Origin of the sequence: Adhaeribacter arboris, from assembly GCF_003023845.1 — a bacterium.
GTDB classification, from domain to species: domain Bacteria; phylum Bacteroidota; class Bacteroidia; order Cytophagales; family Hymenobacteraceae; genus Adhaeribacter; species Adhaeribacter arboris.
Window position 1 is genome coordinate 6,313,446 of the sequence record NZ_PYFT01000001.1, and the last position, 15,654, is coordinate 6,329,099.

Sequence of the window (15,654 nt, forward strand, 5' to 3'; positions counted from 1 at the left end):
CAATAAAAATTTAGGAAACTGTGGACTATGGACTATCGTCTGTGGTCTATTAATAACGATATTTAATGTTTTCTTTCGAGTTGCCTGCATCTAGTGGCTCCAGCAAACGGTCTTTACCGTAAATAAACTCATCACGTTCGTAACGGGGCGGAGCCATTTTATTATTTTGTAAGAATACAGCCTCTTTCGGACAAGCTTCTTCGCATAATCCGCAGAAAATGCAACGTAACATGTTAATCTCGTACGTTACAGCGTATTTTTCTTCACGGTACAAATTTTCTTCTCCTTTCTTACGCTCGCCGGCAACCATGGTAATGGCTTCGGCCGGACAGGCTACAGCGCATAAACCACAGGCGGTACAGCGCTCCCGATTTTGTTCGTCACGACGTAATACGTGCAAACCCCGAAACTCTTTACCAATTGGTCGTTGCTGTTCCGGGTATTGAATAGTTGCTTTTTTCTTAAAAAAATGGCGCATGGTAATAGAAAGCCCTTGGAAAACAGCCGGTAAATACATTTTTTCGGCCATTGTCATTGGTTTTTTCTCTACCAATTTTGCTCTATGAGTTAAGGATTGCATATAATCTCCTATATTTTAAATGCTGTTGTCTGAACTATACGATACAATTTCAGACGGTACTATATTATTTCTTGCAGTGCTAAACTGAAAATTACCAGCCTAATTTTTCACCTAACAAAATACCTCCACCAGTTAAAACTATATTTAAGATGGCAAGTGGAATCAATATTTTCCAGCCTAAATTCATTAGCTGGTCGTAGCGGAAACGCGGCAAGGTCCAACGTACCCACATGAAGAAGAAGATAAAAAAGAAAATCTTCCCAAATAAAACTACTGTTCCTAAAATGGTAACAATATTATGCGCTAACAGTGGGTCACTGGAAATATGAGCCTCTAACCAATCCATTCCAGGAAAATTAAAACCACCAAAGTACAACGTGCTCATCACCGCCGAAGCAACGAAAATATTAATGTACTCCGCGAATAAATAAAGCCCTAGTTTCATGGATGAATATTCGGTGTGGTAGCCGCCAATTAACTCGGTTTCGCACTCCGGTAAGTCAAAGGGAGTACGGTTAGTTTCGGCAAAAGCACAAACCAGGAAAATAATAAAGCCTAACGGCTGGTACCAGATATTCCAGTTAAAACCGTGTTGCTGCAGAGAAATTTCGCGTAAGGATAAAGTTCCGGTCATCATTAGAATGGCTATTATGGAAAGACCCATTGCCAGTTCGTAGGAAATGTTCTGCGAAGCAGCCCGTACCGCACCTAGTAACGAAAATTTGTTGTTAGATGCCCAACCACCAATCATAACGCCGTACACGCCCAAAGAAACCACCCCGAAAATATAGAGCATTCCTATGTTTACTTCGATAGCCTGTAAGCGAATTTCCGGTAAACCATCAAATCGTAGTGTATTGCCAAATGGAATAACGGCACTGCTCATGCAAGCAGTTAACATAGCCAGCGACGGACCGGCAATAAACAACCATTTATTAGATTTGGCCGGAATAAATTCTTCTTTAAAAAACATTTTCACTGCGTCAGCAAGCGGCTGAGCTAAGCCAAACGGACCCGCCCGGTTTGGACCTATCCGGTCTTGTAAAAAAGCCGCAACCTTACGTTCAGCGTAAGTAGAATAAGTAGCAATTAACAAGGTAATACCAAAAATGGTAACAATGATAAGCGCCTGAATGGCTAAAATAGGCATGTTGCTTTAAGATATAAAAGGTCTTGGAAAATTATTTAATTCATCAACCGTACTCTGCGGTAAATCCGGAATGAGTTGTGGATTAAGTACCGGAAGTTCGTAATGGTTGGCCGAGATTACCGAAGCGCGGGCAATATGCCGCGGACCTTCTACAGTCCAGTCGTTCATTTCTTTTTTCTCAAACCGGCACTCGTTACAAATAAAATCTACCACTTCGCCGTACTCATTCTTTCGGGCAGTTACGCGTAAAACATCACTACCCCGAGTCCAAAGTATTACCTTACCCGCACATTTAGGACAATCGCGATGCGCATCTAAAGGTTTAGTAAACCATACCCGATTTTTAAACCGGAAAGTTTTATCTGTCAAAGCGCCTACCGGGCATACATCAATGACGTTGCCGGAGAATTCATTATCAATTACATTCTCGATGTACGTGCCAATTTCAGAAGCATCACCACGGCCTAATACTCCGTGTACGCGCTTATTAGTAAGTTGATCAGCCGTATATACACAACGGTAGCACAAAATACAGCGATTCATGTGTAATTGAATCAGCGGACCGATATCTTGTTTCTCAAAGGTACGACGGTCCTCCTCGTAACGGGTAGCCGAAGTGCCATGCTCGTACGAAAAGTTTTGCAAATCGCACTCACCCGCTTGGTCGCACACCGGACAATCCAATGGATGGTTGATTAAAAGCATTTCTACTACCCCTTTCCGCGCTTCCAGCACCTGGGGGGATAGCGTATTTTCTACTACCATACCGTCCTGAACTGGCGTTACGCACGAAGCCACCAATTTCGGCATGGGGCGGGGGTCTTTTGCGGAGCCAGCAGTTACTTTTACTAAACAAGCACGGCATTTACCACCGCTACCTTTTAAAGGAGTATAGTAACACATGGCGGGAGGCACTACATCGCCACCTATTTTACGGGCTGCATTTAAGATAGTAGTACCATCTGGAATTTCTACCTCAATACCGTCGAAAGTTATTTTTGCCATTTATATTTAGTCGTCAGTTGCTGGTTTTAGTTTTGAGATGCATTTATCTCATTTATCAAATTAAACCAGCATTTATTATTACATAATTTAATCAAACGTCCTCTCTGGTTGAGTGCACTTAAAGAATTTTATTTTTCCTAAGTGTCGCTTAACGGAGAGAAATTTCAGAATCAATAAATTAAGTTTACCATGTAAGAAAACTTAAAATTACTTTACTCATTCAATATCTAGCATTCAACGTCTAACATCTAAACTAAAGCTGCTTCTTCTGCTCCACGGTAAACCGCACCTGGCTGCGTAGCTGCTCCCGGATGTTTTACATGCCACTCAAATTCTTCCCGGAAATGACGCACTGCACTTGCTACTGGCCAAGCGGCAGCATCACCAAGCGGGCAAATAGTATTTCCTTCAATTTGTTTAGATACGTTTACGAGTAAATCAATGTCATGCATGTGGCCGTGACCGTGTTCAATGCGGTGTAGGATTTTTTCCATCCAACCGGTGCCTTCGCGGCAAGGACTGCACTGTCCGCACGATTCATGGTGGTAGAAACGAGCAAAATTCCAGGTATTACGCACAATACACGTCGTATCGTCCATAGCAATAAAACCACCGGAACCCAGCATAGTACCGCTCACAAAACCACCTTCCGATAATGATTCATAGGTCATTACCCGGGGTACTCCTTCGGCCGTTTTCAGGAATAAATGGGCTGGTAAAATTGGTACGGATGAACCACCGGCTACAACCGCTTTAAACTGTCGGCCTTTCCAGATACCACCGCAGTATTCATCTGAAAATAAGAATTCTTCGACAGGTAAACCCAATTCAATTTCATAAACGCCAGGCTTATTTAAATGGCCCCCGGCTGAAATCAATTTGGTGCCGGTGCTACGGCCTACGCCAATTTTAGCGTATTCTTCACCGGTATTATTTACAATCCAGGGTACCGAAGCAATAGATTCTACGTTATTTACTACGGTTGGGCAAGCGTATAAGCCTTGCACTGCCGGAAATGGTGGTTTATTACGAGGATTTCCTCGCTTGCCTTCTAAAGATTCCAGTAATGCTGTTTCTTCGCCGCAAATATAGGCTCCGCCGCCTGGATGCACGTGCAAATCTAACGAATAGCCAGATCCCAGAATATTTTCTCCTAAGAAGCCAGCCGCGTATGCTTCGGCAATTGCTTTTTCCAAAATCCGTAGCACAAACATAAGTTCACCACGAATATAAATGTAAGAAGTACGGGCACCCAAGGCATAACTGGAGGTAATCATACCTTCAATCAGTGCGTGCGGAATTTTTTCCATTAACACGCGATCTTTAAAGGTGCCTGGCTCGGATTCGTCGGCGTTGCAAACCAAATAACGTGGTTTACCTTCTGGTTTAGCCAAAAAGCTCCATTTCATGCCGGTAGGAAATCCGGCCCCACCGCGACCTCTTAAACCCGATTTTTTCACTTCTTCCACCACTTCTTCCGAAGTCATAGTTTTTAGCGCTTTTTCCACGGAGCGGTAACCACCCATTTTGCGGTAAACCGCTAACGTGTGAATGTCGGGTACGTTAATATGTTCGGTTAATATTTTTCTTCCCATTTTTCTTCTTAGATTCAAGTATCAGGACACAAGTATCAAGACTATCAAATTCAATCTTTTATTATTCAGACTACAGTTTCAGATTCAAAATCATATAAAAAATCTGGCTACCTGATACTTGCTATCTGCTACTAAATTATTCTTTTCTCAAATCGTCGAGCAACTTATCAGTACTGTCCGGATCCAGATTTTCGTAATATTTTTCCCGGATTTGCAGCATAGGACCCATCCCGCAAGCCGCTAAACATTCTACGGTTTTTAAAGTAAACATACCATCCGCTGACGTTCCTCCTACCTTACAACCTAATTGGTGTTCTAGATGTTCGATTAACTGGTCCGCGCCGCGCAACATGCAAGGACCGGTACGGCAAACTTCCAGCACATGCTTGCCCACCGGTTTTAAATTAAACATAGTGTAAAAAGTAGCTACCTCATACACTTCAATGGGAGTAATACCTAAAATTTCAGCCACTTTATCCTGTACCTCTGCGCTTACCCAACCACCAAATTCAGCTTGAGCGATATGTAAAACTGGTAAAATCGCTGATTTTTTTCTATCTGGTGGATAATGAGAGATGTAACGCTGGATTTCGGCCATTGCTGCATCCGAAAATTGAATGTCGTTGGTTATTGTTGTATTATCCATCTTACATTTAACGGAGATAAACTCTTAAAGCTGAGGCGCTGAAAGCTTCAGTAGTTTATTTACCTGCGTGTTCTATAGCTAAATTATTTTTTATAAAACTAAATCCCTAATTTTCAACTCCTTACTAATAATCAATATTAAGCATCTAACTCTCCGGCAATTACATTCATGCTACTCAGAATAACAATTGCATCCGAAAGCGAAGTGCCCACTACCATTTCAGGGTAAGCTTGGTAGTAAATAAAGCAAGGCCGCCGGAAGTGTAAGCGGTAAGGTGCTCTACCACCATCACTAATCAAGTAAAAACCTAGTTCACCGTTTCCGCCTTCTACCGAATGGTAGACTTCGCCTACGGGAGCATCAATTTCACCCATTATAATTTTAAAATGATAGATAAGTGCCTCCATATTGCGGTACACTTCCTGCTTGGGCGGCAAGTAGTATTCCGGCGCATCGGCGTGGTAGGGTCCTTCGGGTAAATTTTCTAGAGCTTGCCCAATAATGCGCAGACTTTGCCAGATTTCTTCGTTCCGTACTAAGAAGCGGTCGTAAGTATCGCCTTTGGTACCTACCGGAATTTCAAAATCAAAATCCTGGTAAGAAGAATACGGATTCATAACCCGTACATCGTAATCTACACCAGCAGCTCGCAGGTTTGGTCCGGTAAAACCGTAGTTTAAGGCACGTTCAGGAGTAATAGGCCCTACATCCACGGTGCGATCCATAAAAATGCGGTTCCGGTTAAACAACGATTCAAACTCACGCATTACAGCCGGAAATTCTTTTATCCATTTACGCAATTTTTCTAAAGCAGTAGGAGAGAAATCTCTTTCCATGCCTCCAATCCGACCCATGTTAGTAGTAAGGCGAGCTCCGCAGATTTCTTCGTAAATTTCGTATACTTTTTCCCGTTCCTGAAATACATACAAGAAGCCGGTAAAAGCCCCTGTATCTACACCCAGAATAGAGTTACAAATAAGATGATCGGTAATCCGGGCCAGCTCCATTACAATTACACGCATGTAATCGGCCCGTTTAGGCGTTTTTACCCCCAGTAATTTCTCTACTGTCATCCACCAGCCCATATTATTAATGGGAGAGGAACAATAATTTAAGCGGTCGGTAAGCGGAGTAATTTGGTAAAACGGACGGCGTTCCGCAATTTTTTCGAATGCCCGGTGAATGTAACCAATAGTGGGTACGCCCGAAACAATCTTTTCACCATCCATTTGTAATATATTCTGGAATACACCGTGCGTAGCTGGGTGAGTAGGGCCCAGGTTAAGCGTAGTTAATTCCCGTTCGTGATCTCCATAATTCTGGATAGTGCCGGAAGCATTTCCGGACAATATGCCAGTATTGGAAGAAATACTATTTTTAATATCTGCCATATTTATAATTGTTGGTTATTCGTTGTCAGAATTTAACAACCGACCTGGAACAACAAATAGCTGCTTTTAGATTACCCTGGTTACTGAAGTAAGTATTTAAATTCTAACAACAAACAACTACTAGCCAAATTTATCGTCCGAAGAAAGTGTCTACCTTGTCTTCGCGCGTGCCATCCTCTAAGGCGTATTGTTTCCGTAGAGGATGATAATTCATGTCTTCTACATTTAAAATCCGAATCAGATTTGGATGTCCTTCAAAGATAACCCCATAAAAGTCATACGTTTCACGCTCCATCCAATTAGCCGTAGAATATAAATTCGTTAAGGTAGGAACCCTTGGATCTTCGATCGGGAAGAATATTTTAATCCGGATTCGAACGTTGTGCACTAAACTATGTACATGATAAACCACGCCCAGTTCTGCGTCTTGCTTTTCCGGGTAATGAACGCCGCACATAGTAGTGAGAAAATTCATTTGCATATACTCATCGTGATACAAATATTCGAGAAGCGGAAGCAAGCTGTCGCGGGTGGTGGTAAGAGTTAATAAACCGTAAGGCTCCCAAATATCAAAAAGGGAATCGCCAAATTTTTTAGTTAAGTTTTCGAGAAGAATCTGATTCGTAAGCGGCTCCATGCGTTATTTGATGTTATAAGACTCTAATAAAGCCTGGTACTCCGGTGAGTTCCGGCGACGCAAGGATTCATCGCGTACCAAATCTTGAATACGCATTAAACCATCCAAAACCTGTTCAGGCCGGGGTGGACAACCTGCCACGTACACATCCACCGGTATAATCCGGTCAATACCTTGTAATACGCTATAGGTATCAAAAATACCGCCGCTAGTAGCACAAGCTCCCATAGCTAGTACCCAGCGAGGTTCGGCCATTTGTTCGTAAACTTGTTTTACAATAGGCGCCATTTTCTTAGCAATAGTACCCATGACCATCAATAAATCCGCCTGACGCGGGGAAAAGCTAGGACGTTCGGAGCCGAATCGGGAAATATCGTAGTGCGAACCCATAGTTGCCATAAACTCAATGCCGCAGCACGAGGTAGCAAACGGCAAAGGCCACAACGAGTGGCTCCGGGCTAATCCAACTACTTTTTCTAAGGATGTGGCAAAAAAACCGGCGCCTTCATAGCCATCCGGGGCATCTACCATTTTTATATCTGCCATAAAATTTCTGTTCTTGATTTAGATACTTAGAACGGGTAACGTTCTAAAATCCAACATTTATTAGCTTATAAAAGTTTTAACTATTTGGGATTGCTACTCCCACTTCAGGATACCTTTTTTAATAACGTAAAAGAAACCTATTAGCAACAACGCCATAAATACCAGCATTTGTATAAATCCATCGAAGCCAAATTCTTTGAAATTTACCGCCCAAGGGTAAAGAAAAATGATTTCTACGTCGAATAATACAAATAATATGGCTGTCATGAAGTATTTATAAGAAATAGGTGTACGGGCATTCCCTACCGACTCAATACCACTCTCCCAGGCGGCGTCTTTTACTTTACTGTGCCGTTTGGGGCCAATAAGGTGCGTTACCACCATCGAGAAAACAACAAATCCTAAAGCGGCGGCAAACTGAATTAATATGGGTAAGTAGTCTGAAGGTAATTGATTTACGGGGGCTGTTTCCATTCCTTAAGGTTCCGTTTATGAAATTTGGAGCAAAAGTACGCATTAATTAGAAAGATTCAAATAAAGCAGCATTTGTTAAGACTCCGCCTTCTAGAAAGTTTAAGAATAAAAATGACCTGTTCCGCCGGTAAATAAAAAGCAAGAAGTATCAGGTTCATTGCAAAAATTAATTTTCTTTATTCCTGAATCAGGATTAAAGAAAATATTTAAAGTAGGTAATTAGCAATAACAAGACGGATATAATTTGCTAGGGCACATTCAGGGTCTTCTGCTTTAACTATATACCCCAGAAAGAATTAAAAGGATACCTGCTCACCGATAATACTACCTAAAATAAACTCGACGAGCACAAATCAAGAGCTTACTTAATCGACAATATCAAATTATTAAGACAAGCTGTAGTAAAATTTTTACTTACTTACAGCAGTAGTATTTTTTATTATATTGCTGGCTATCATCCAATTATAGAAACGCTCAAACCAATCATCCGGTGTCGTTGGATTTTTTAAACCAAAGCCATGACCGCCCTTTGGGTAAATATGCAATTCAGCGGGAATACTAAGCTGTTGCAAGGCTTGGTAAAATAAAATGCTATTGGCGGGTGGTACCACTTTATCGTCGGAGGCGTGAATTAGAAAAGTGGGCGGAGTTTGCGCCGTAACTTGTTGCTCGTTCGAATATTCTTTTAATTTTTCCGGTGAAGCATTTTTACCGATTAAATTATCGAAAGAACCTTGATGCACTACGCCGGGCCGACTGCTAATAACCGGATAAACTAGTATCATAAAATCTGGTCGTACTGAAACATTATCAGGATTAGGAATAACGGCTTTTTGAAAATGCGTACCGGCCGTAGAAGCCAGGTGGCCACCCGCGGAAAATCCCATAATGCCAATCCGGTTGGGGTCTACCTGCCATTCGGTTGCTCTTTTGCGTACTACCCGAATGGCTTGCTGGGCATCTTGTAAAGGAGCAATTTCGGGGTTAGTGGAGGTTTTAGCACTTGGTAAGCGGTATTTTACCACGAAAGCAGCAATACCTTTTTCATTTAGTTTCCGGGCAACATCCGAACCTTCGTGCTCGGCTGCTAATATAGAGTAACCACCTCCGGGGCATATAACCACGGCTGCACCAGTAGCTTTTTCTTTAGAGGGTAAATAAATAGTAAGCGTAGGATTGCGGACCAGGCTGATGCGCAGAATACCATCCTTTTCTGTTTTTTCTTCGTTCGGACCGGGTTTGGCATTTGGGATATTGCCTTCGTACAAGGGTAATTCCATAGGTTTCGTTTGGGCAAGCGCCGAGCTTACATTCAGGCTGAAAAGCGCTAACAGAAGAATAGCTAATTTTTTCATAGAACAATCAAGAAAACACAAGATAAAGTTTCTGCTAAAACTACTGTATTTTATTTTCTTATTGTAACAATTACTGCAAGTATTACTTACTACTGTTTTGCCAGACTAGTCAGTAATGGTAGAGAATTGTAGTTACAAGAATAATATCCTACCTTGATTTACCCATATCATTTAGTGAGCAACTTTAATTATATCAAGGCTAGGAATAAATTACCTTGGTTGACTAAGCTTAAGAAAAAAGAATTATCTTCTTCTTTATAATCGAAAAAATTAAAACTTACCGACGCTTAATATAATCTTCTAATTCGCGAATACTAGCATCGTAGGAAAATGCTTCATTGATGAAGTAAAAGTTGCGCCGATCGCAGGTAGCTTTATAAGCAAATTTGGCAAATTCCAGTCGAGTATTTTCGTGTTGAAACTGCTCCAGAATCGCTTTTAAATCTTCAGCTAGAACACTATTTTGGCTCAAGGCCTGCCGGGCAATAGATTCTTTGCTACTTTCAGTGTTTCTGGCGGCCATAGTTTGCAATAAACGATCTACCTGTTGTTTTCCAGAATATCCCGGCATTGTTCGGTGGGATTCTCACGCTCTGGTTCTTCGTACCGGTTGTCCGGGTCGTATCGGTCATCATTACGCTCGTAATCGTTGTTACCATAGGGCTCGGGTTCCTGGTATCGTGGTAAAGGCGGACGCCGGTTAGGATAATTGGGCCGTAAAGGTAATTCGACTACTTTTCGTACGAATGCCTGCCGTCCATATTCCATTACTTGTAACATAAATTCGCTTTGCCGCCCAGGTTCTATAAATATTTGGGTTCGGTGAACTAAAACACCCCGACGGCCCGGTATTCGAAATTCGGCAGTATGATAGCCATCTGGAATGTCGTACAAGCGGACGACATTCGTTCCGCCCCGATTCACGAATCTGCCATCAAAAATAAACTGAAAGGCTTCACCTCACTTACTGAAGAAAGTGGCGGTTGCGCTCGGAAAACCAAGCACATTTTGAGTCCAGAAAAAGAGTCCGCAAAATAAAATAACCAGACGTTTCATATTTATTTAGTCCATAGTCCACGGTCGAAAGACTACAGACAGATATATCTTTTAAAGGTTTAGAAAATAATTCCCGAAGACTATACTTATATAAATAAAAGCCAATTATTATGCCAATAAAAAAGCTGTTACGGGAACCGTAACAGCTTTTTTATTGGCCTTTATCCACGCAAACTAATAGATGAATTCGCCGTATTTACTTTGAATAGTAAGCTTATTATTTTCGCTTGCTTCTACATGGCCGATTATCTGAGCTTCGATGTTAAAAGATTTGGCAATGGCAATTAGATCAGATGCGTAAGCTTTCTCCAGGTATATTTCTAAGCGATGCCCCATGTTAAATACCTTATACATTTCGGCCCAATCAGTCTTGCTTTCTTTTTGAATAATATGAAACAAAGGAGGTGTCTCAAACAAATTATTTTTAATTATGTGTACCTCATCGGTAAAATGCAGCACCTTGGTTTGTCCGCCACCGCTACAATGCACCATGCCGTGAAGATTTGCCCGGTGTTGGTTAAGGATTTCTTTTACAACGGGGGCATAAGTGCGGGTAGGGGAGAGGACTAATTTACCTACGTCTAAACCCGTGTCAACAACCGGGTCAGTAAGTTTATATTTGCCGGAATAAATTAAATCTTGCGGTACGCCCGGATCAAAGCTTTCCGGGTATTTAGCCGCTAAATATTTATGAAAAACATCATGCCGGGCTGACGTTAAGCCGTTGCTGCCCATACCGCCGTTGTATTCGGTTTCGTAGGTCGCTTGCCCAAAAGAGGCAAAGCCTACAATTACATCACCCGGTTGAATAGAATGGTTAGAAATTACTTCGTCGCGGCGCATGCGGGCAGTAACCGTGCTATCTACAATTATGGTCCGTACTAAATCGCCTACATCGGCCGTTTCGCCACCAGTGCTGTAAATGCCAATACCATTATCACGAAGCATCTGCAAAATTTCTTCGGTACCGTTAATAATAGCCGCAATTACTTCGCCGGGTACCAGATTTTTGTTCCGGCCAATGGTAGATGAGAGCAAAATAGTATCGGTCGCTCCTACACACAGTAAATCATCGGTATTCATGATAATGGCGTCTTGCGCAATACCTTTCCAAACCGATAAATCGCCGGTTTCGCGCCAGTAAAGGTAAGCCAGCGACGATTTGGTACCAGCGCCGTCGGCATGCATAATATTGCAGTAATCCGGATCGCCACCCAATATATCCGGAATAATTTTACAGAATGCCTTTGGAAAGAGCCCTTTATCAATATTTTTAATAGCTGCGTGCACGTCTTCTTTCGAGGCCGAAACACCCCGGCGCAGATACCTGTTTTCCATGATTTAGTTGCTAGTTGCTAGTTGCTGGTTGTTAGATTTACCACGCCTGAAAAATCGTAAACGATATACAACGATGCAAAAATAAGAAAGCCGCTCTAATAAGCGGCTTTCTTATATTATTTCCTTTAAGATTTTTAAATATTTGTCTGAATTAACTAATATCGATCAACCAGTAATCAGCAACTAAATTATTGGGCAATCTTAGTTACTTTAAACTCCGTACGGCGGTTACGCTGGTGTTCCTCTTCGGTTTTAGCATTCTTCACAATCAAACGGGTTTCGCCGTAACCTTTGGCCGTAATCCGGTTCGGAGCGATACCTTTCGAAATAATATAATCTACTGCCGATTGGGCCCGTCGTTGCGACAGGTCTAAGTTATAGGCATCTTTTCCGCGCACGTCGGTATGGGAGCTAAGCTCGATGGTAATTTTAGGATTGTCGTTTAAAGTTTGAACAATCTTATCGAGTTCTATAGCGGCATCCGGACGAATATTGGCTTTATCCAGGTCGTAATAGATGTTTTCGACTACAATGGCTTTATCCTTCACGATTTTACTTAAAACTAAATCAGCGGTCAGGCGAATGTCGGTTTCTGGTTTCGTAAGTTGTGCCTGCGGCGGAGTTTTTCCAATAGTAGATACGGTCTGGCGGGCAGCAAAATAACCGGGATTTTCGGCCAATATAGAATATGCCGTGGCCGTGTCTAGTTTAAAGCTTAGTTTGCCATCCGGGGTGGTAAAAGCCTGATCAACGGCTGTGCCTTTAGCGTCCTGCAATTCTACCCGGATACGGCTCATTGGTTTATAATTAGTAGTATTGGGCAGTAACTCCCGTACCGTTACATCTACATAAAAATTAACCAGTTTTGGTTTAGCTTTCTTGAAAAAGTAAATATCATCGCTTCCTTTGCCACCGGGGCGGTTTGAAGAAAAATAACCCGATTCGTCGTTTACTATATAAGGCGCAAAATCATCGGCATTAGAGTTTACGGGTACCCCCAAGTTTACAGGTTTACCATTCTCTACCCGGAAAATATCTAAATTTCCTAATCCCGGATGGCCATCGGAGGAAATATACAGAGTGCCGTCTTCGGTAACAAAAGGAAAATTTTCGTTGCCCGGAGTATTTATTTCGGGGCCTAGGTTTTCGGGTGTGGAGAACCGGCCTTGGCCATCTAAGGTGGACCGGTAAATATCGTTTCCGCCCTGGCCTCCTTTCCGGTCCGAAGAAAAATACAAGGTTTTACCATCCGGAGATAAAGCCGGCGAGGAATCCCAGGCATCTTTGCTATTCACGCTGAGCAAACGTGGCTCTGACCAACTACCTTTAAACCGAGACACGTATAAATCTACGTTAAGGGTACCTTTGCGTTTGCCGGTATTGCTACGGGCAAATATCATGGTAGTACCGTCTTTACTGAAAGTTACGGCAGCTTCGTGGGCTTCCGGAGTATTAATGGGTTCGCCTACTTTACGGACTGCTCCACCCATCATCTGGGTTGGGTCATCGAAACGCAAAGCAAATAAATCGTTAAAACCTTCGCCGTTACCGGAATATTTTTTTCCATCGCGGGTAGAAGCAAAATATAGCTCGCCGTTCAGCATGGTAGGAGCAAACTCAGCAGCAGCGGTATTTAACTGATCCAGTGTTTTAATCTCGTTGTATGTTTTAGTATTTATGATACCCGGGATAGCACTCATATTCGCCGCCTCTAATTTGGCGCGGGCAACTAAGGTTTTGCTGCTTCCGGACTGGGCGTAACGAGTAAACTGAGCACCCGCTTCGTTGTATTTTGCATTGGCTTTCAGGGCTAAACCGTAATAAAAAATTGCTTCTTCTTTTTTTAAACCAGTGTTTATTGCAGCCTGGTAATTGGTTTCAGCTTGCGCAATTCGGTTAGACAAACGGTAAGATTCGGCCAGTTTAAAGTTTACCGGGCCTGGTTCTTTGGTGTTTTTTAAGGCATTTTGGTATAATCGGATGGCATCATCGTACTCGCCTTGGGCAAATTTTTTATCGGCTTTTCCTACGCTGCTCAATGTTTTGCAGGAAGTAAAACCTGCCAAGACTGCAAGCAGAAGAATCAGGTAAAATCTATTCATATAGCGGTAGCGTGGCAAAAAGGTAGTAGGTTTAGAGAAATACGTTGTACGTTTAATGGTTTGTTTGACGATCATAGAATTAAAAGTAAATGGGCACTTCAGGTAGTATAATTACTTCGTGCCCGTATTTACTTAAAAAAATCAATATTAATCCAATTAATTGTAATTAAGTAAACGTAAAACTTAGGCAAAATATTTGGCTAACCAACTTTCTTTTGCTGGTTTAGGCCAAGCGGCCTGTAATTGCCCGCTGGTGTTCAACAACGTATCAAAATATAGCGAATCACCTTGAATTAGGCCTTCTTTAATTCTGTTTTTAATTTCAGGTAACGGTACGGTTTCAATGGTCTCGTTATGCCAAAAAGCCAATTGTGTACGATCGAAGAAAGATACATTTAACTGCGCCTCTAATTGCTTCACAAACCGGACAGAAGCATCTATGGAGCAGCCACTCGGGGAATTAGCATCTTCGTCATTAGCCAGCACCAGGAATCGGTTGTATAAAATTTCAGCAGATGCTTGTAATGTTTCTCCGTGACTCGTCCATTGCGTAATAAAATCTACTAACTGAGGTTTTACCAGTTCTACTTCCGCATCGTTTAATGGGCGGCTAGCCTGATAAATCCAGAGGCGGGAGCGAGGTGGTAATTGTTGAAATGGAATGTACATGTTTTATAGTTGATAGTCCATGGTCGATAGTCCATGGAGTGTTAATGGTAAATAATTGAATTTGATTTTTTGACTACAATAATGGATTTCCCTCTAAGCAAATACTCTTGAAAGGGCCGAATTATCATCTTTTTGTAAATTTATCAACTTAAATAACAAACTATCCTTCTAATTAATTCTTTTATATATCTCTAAGTACCTATAGTTTATGAACCATGGATTATCGATTAACTCATGCATTTAAATTTTCGGCGGAGGCAATCAGTTCAGCTATATCAAATACTTTTACCTGATCTTCCTGGTTTTTGTTTTTTACGCCGTCGCTGAGCATGGTCATGCAAAAAGGACAGGCGGAAGCAATAATAGTTGCCCCAGTAGCCAAGGCTTCTTCGGTTCGTTCTATATTAATGTCTTTTTTACCGGGTTCGGGTTCTTTCCACATTTGGGCCCCACCCGCACCGCAGCACAAACCATTAGCCCGGCTTCGTTTCATTTCCACTAAATCGGCATCTAAGGTAGCTAATACTTGCCGGGGAGCTTCATACACGCCATTGGCCCGCCCCAGATAACACGAATCATGAAAAGTTATGCGCTTGCCTTTGAAGGCTTTGCCGCCGGCCACCCGTATTTTGCCTTCATTAATTAACTGCTGTAAAAACGTAGAATGATGAATAACCTCGTAATTACCTCCTAAACTTGGATATTCGTTTTTAATAGTGTTGAAGCAGTGCGGACAAGCGGTTATTATTTTTTTTATATTATAGCCATTCAACACTTCAATATTGGTCATAGCCTGCATCTGAAACAAGAACTCGTTACCCGCCCTTTTAGCTGGGTCGCCGGTACAACTTTCTTCTAAGCCTAACACCGCGTATTTTATTCCTAGATGCTCTAAAATCCGCACAAAGGCGCGAGTTACATTTTTATACCGGTCGTCAAACGCGCCAGCACAACCTACCCAAAATAAAATTTCCGGCTCTTCTCCTCTTGCCATTAAATCGGCCATAACAGGTACCGTGATTAGTTTTCTTTCACTCATTTATTTAGATGTTTGAAGCTAGATATTAGATGTTAGACTTTTTTATACTTGTCTATATCTCTTTTTAGCTT

Annotated in this window: 16 protein-coding genes; all 16 read right to left on the reverse strand. The window is 42.0% G+C overall.

Annotation, left to right across the window (positions count from 1 at the left end; all coding sequences use genetic code 11):
* Positions 1 to 49 precede the first annotated feature (49 nt).
* A complete protein-coding gene (locus AHMF7605_RS25530; RefSeq protein WP_199200368.1) occupies positions 50 to 535 on the reverse strand; it encodes a NuoI/complex I 23 kDa subunit family protein in 486 nt (161 codons plus the stop codon).
* A 136-nt stretch (positions 536 to 671) separates the two neighbouring features.
* On the reverse strand, positions 672 to 1,730 hold the full coding sequence (gene nuoH / locus AHMF7605_RS25535) for an NADH-quinone oxidoreductase subunit NuoH (RefSeq protein ID WP_106932787.1): 1,059 nt from the start codon (positions 1,728 to 1,730) through the stop codon (positions 672 to 674).
* Between the two features lie 6 nt (positions 1,731 to 1,736).
* Positions 1,737 to 2,735: a 2Fe-2S iron-sulfur cluster-binding protein gene (locus tag AHMF7605_RS25540; protein ID WP_106932788.1), complete on the reverse strand. Its 999-nt coding sequence runs from the start codon at positions 2,733 to 2,735 to the stop codon at positions 1,737 to 1,739.
* 248 nt (positions 2,736 to 2,983) lie between these two features.
* The gene (nuoF, locus tag AHMF7605_RS25545) at positions 2,984 to 4,330 is read right to left on the reverse strand and encodes an NADH-quinone oxidoreductase subunit NuoF (RefSeq protein ID WP_106932789.1); all 1,347 of its coding nucleotides are present in this window, start codon (positions 4,328 to 4,330) and stop codon (positions 2,984 to 2,986) included.
* A 136-nt stretch (positions 4,331 to 4,466) separates the two neighbouring features.
* Positions 4,467 to 4,976, reverse strand: coding sequence for an NADH-quinone oxidoreductase subunit NuoE family protein (locus tag AHMF7605_RS25550; protein WP_199200308.1), 510 nt, complete (start codon positions 4,974 to 4,976; stop codon positions 4,467 to 4,469).
* Positions 4,977 to 5,113: 137 nt separating this feature from the next.
* Positions 5,114 to 6,367, reverse strand: a complete 1,254-nt coding sequence (gene nuoD / locus AHMF7605_RS25555) for an NADH dehydrogenase (quinone) subunit D (protein ID WP_106932790.1) — start codon at positions 6,365 to 6,367, stop codon at positions 5,114 to 5,116.
* Positions 6,368 to 6,497: 130 nt separating this feature from the next.
* The gene (locus AHMF7605_RS25560) at positions 6,498 to 7,004 is read right to left on the reverse strand and encodes an NADH-quinone oxidoreductase subunit C (RefSeq protein ID WP_106932791.1); all 507 of its coding nucleotides are present in this window, start codon (positions 7,002 to 7,004) and stop codon (positions 6,498 to 6,500) included.
* Between the two features lie 3 nt (positions 7,005 to 7,007).
* On the reverse strand, positions 7,008 to 7,550 hold the full coding sequence (locus AHMF7605_RS25565) for an NADH-quinone oxidoreductase subunit B (protein WP_106932792.1): 543 nt from the start codon (positions 7,548 to 7,550) through the stop codon (positions 7,008 to 7,010).
* Between the two features lie 93 nt (positions 7,551 to 7,643).
* Positions 7,644 to 8,024, reverse strand: a complete 381-nt coding sequence (locus AHMF7605_RS25570; RefSeq protein ID WP_106932793.1) for an NADH-quinone oxidoreductase subunit A — start codon at positions 8,022 to 8,024, stop codon at positions 7,644 to 7,646.
* A gap of 410 nt (positions 8,025 to 8,434) precedes the next feature.
* Entirely contained in the window at positions 8,435 to 9,379 is a 945-nt protein-coding gene (locus AHMF7605_RS25575; RefSeq protein ID WP_106932794.1) for an alpha/beta hydrolase, read from the reverse strand.
* Between the two features lie 277 nt (positions 9,380 to 9,656).
* Complete coding sequence (locus tag AHMF7605_RS25580) at positions 9,657 to 9,950, reverse strand: DUF4476 domain-containing protein (protein ID WP_106932795.1); 294 nt, start codon at positions 9,948 to 9,950, stop codon at positions 9,657 to 9,659.
* Positions 9,920 to 10,303: a hypothetical protein gene (locus tag AHMF7605_RS29540; RefSeq protein WP_146153673.1), complete on the reverse strand. Its 384-nt coding sequence runs from the start codon at positions 10,301 to 10,303 to the stop codon at positions 9,920 to 9,922. Before AHMF7605_RS29540 ends, AHMF7605_RS25580 begins: the two co-directional genes overlap by 31 nt.
* Positions 10,304 to 10,609: 306 nt before the next feature.
* Positions 10,610 to 11,773 (reverse strand): AIR synthase related protein, encoded by a 1,164-nt coding sequence (locus AHMF7605_RS25590; RefSeq protein WP_106932797.1) that lies wholly within the window; start codon positions 11,771 to 11,773, stop codon positions 10,610 to 10,612.
* A 188-nt stretch (positions 11,774 to 11,961) separates the two neighbouring features.
* A complete protein-coding gene (locus AHMF7605_RS25595) occupies positions 11,962 to 13,950 on the reverse strand; it encodes an OmpA family protein (RefSeq protein ID WP_233219252.1) in 1,989 nt (662 codons plus the stop codon).
* Between the two features lie 108 nt (positions 13,951 to 14,058).
* Positions 14,059 to 14,544 carry a hypothetical protein gene (locus tag AHMF7605_RS25600; RefSeq protein WP_106932798.1) on the reverse strand — a complete coding sequence of 162 codons (486 nt, stop codon included), beginning with the start codon at positions 14,542 to 14,544 and terminating at the stop codon, positions 14,059 to 14,061.
* A gap of 232 nt (positions 14,545 to 14,776) precedes the next feature.
* Positions 14,777 to 15,550, reverse strand: a complete 774-nt coding sequence (locus tag AHMF7605_RS25605) for a (Fe-S)-binding protein (protein WP_106933623.1) — start codon at positions 15,548 to 15,550, stop codon at positions 14,777 to 14,779.
* Between the last annotated feature and the right edge of the window lie 104 nt (positions 15,551 to 15,654).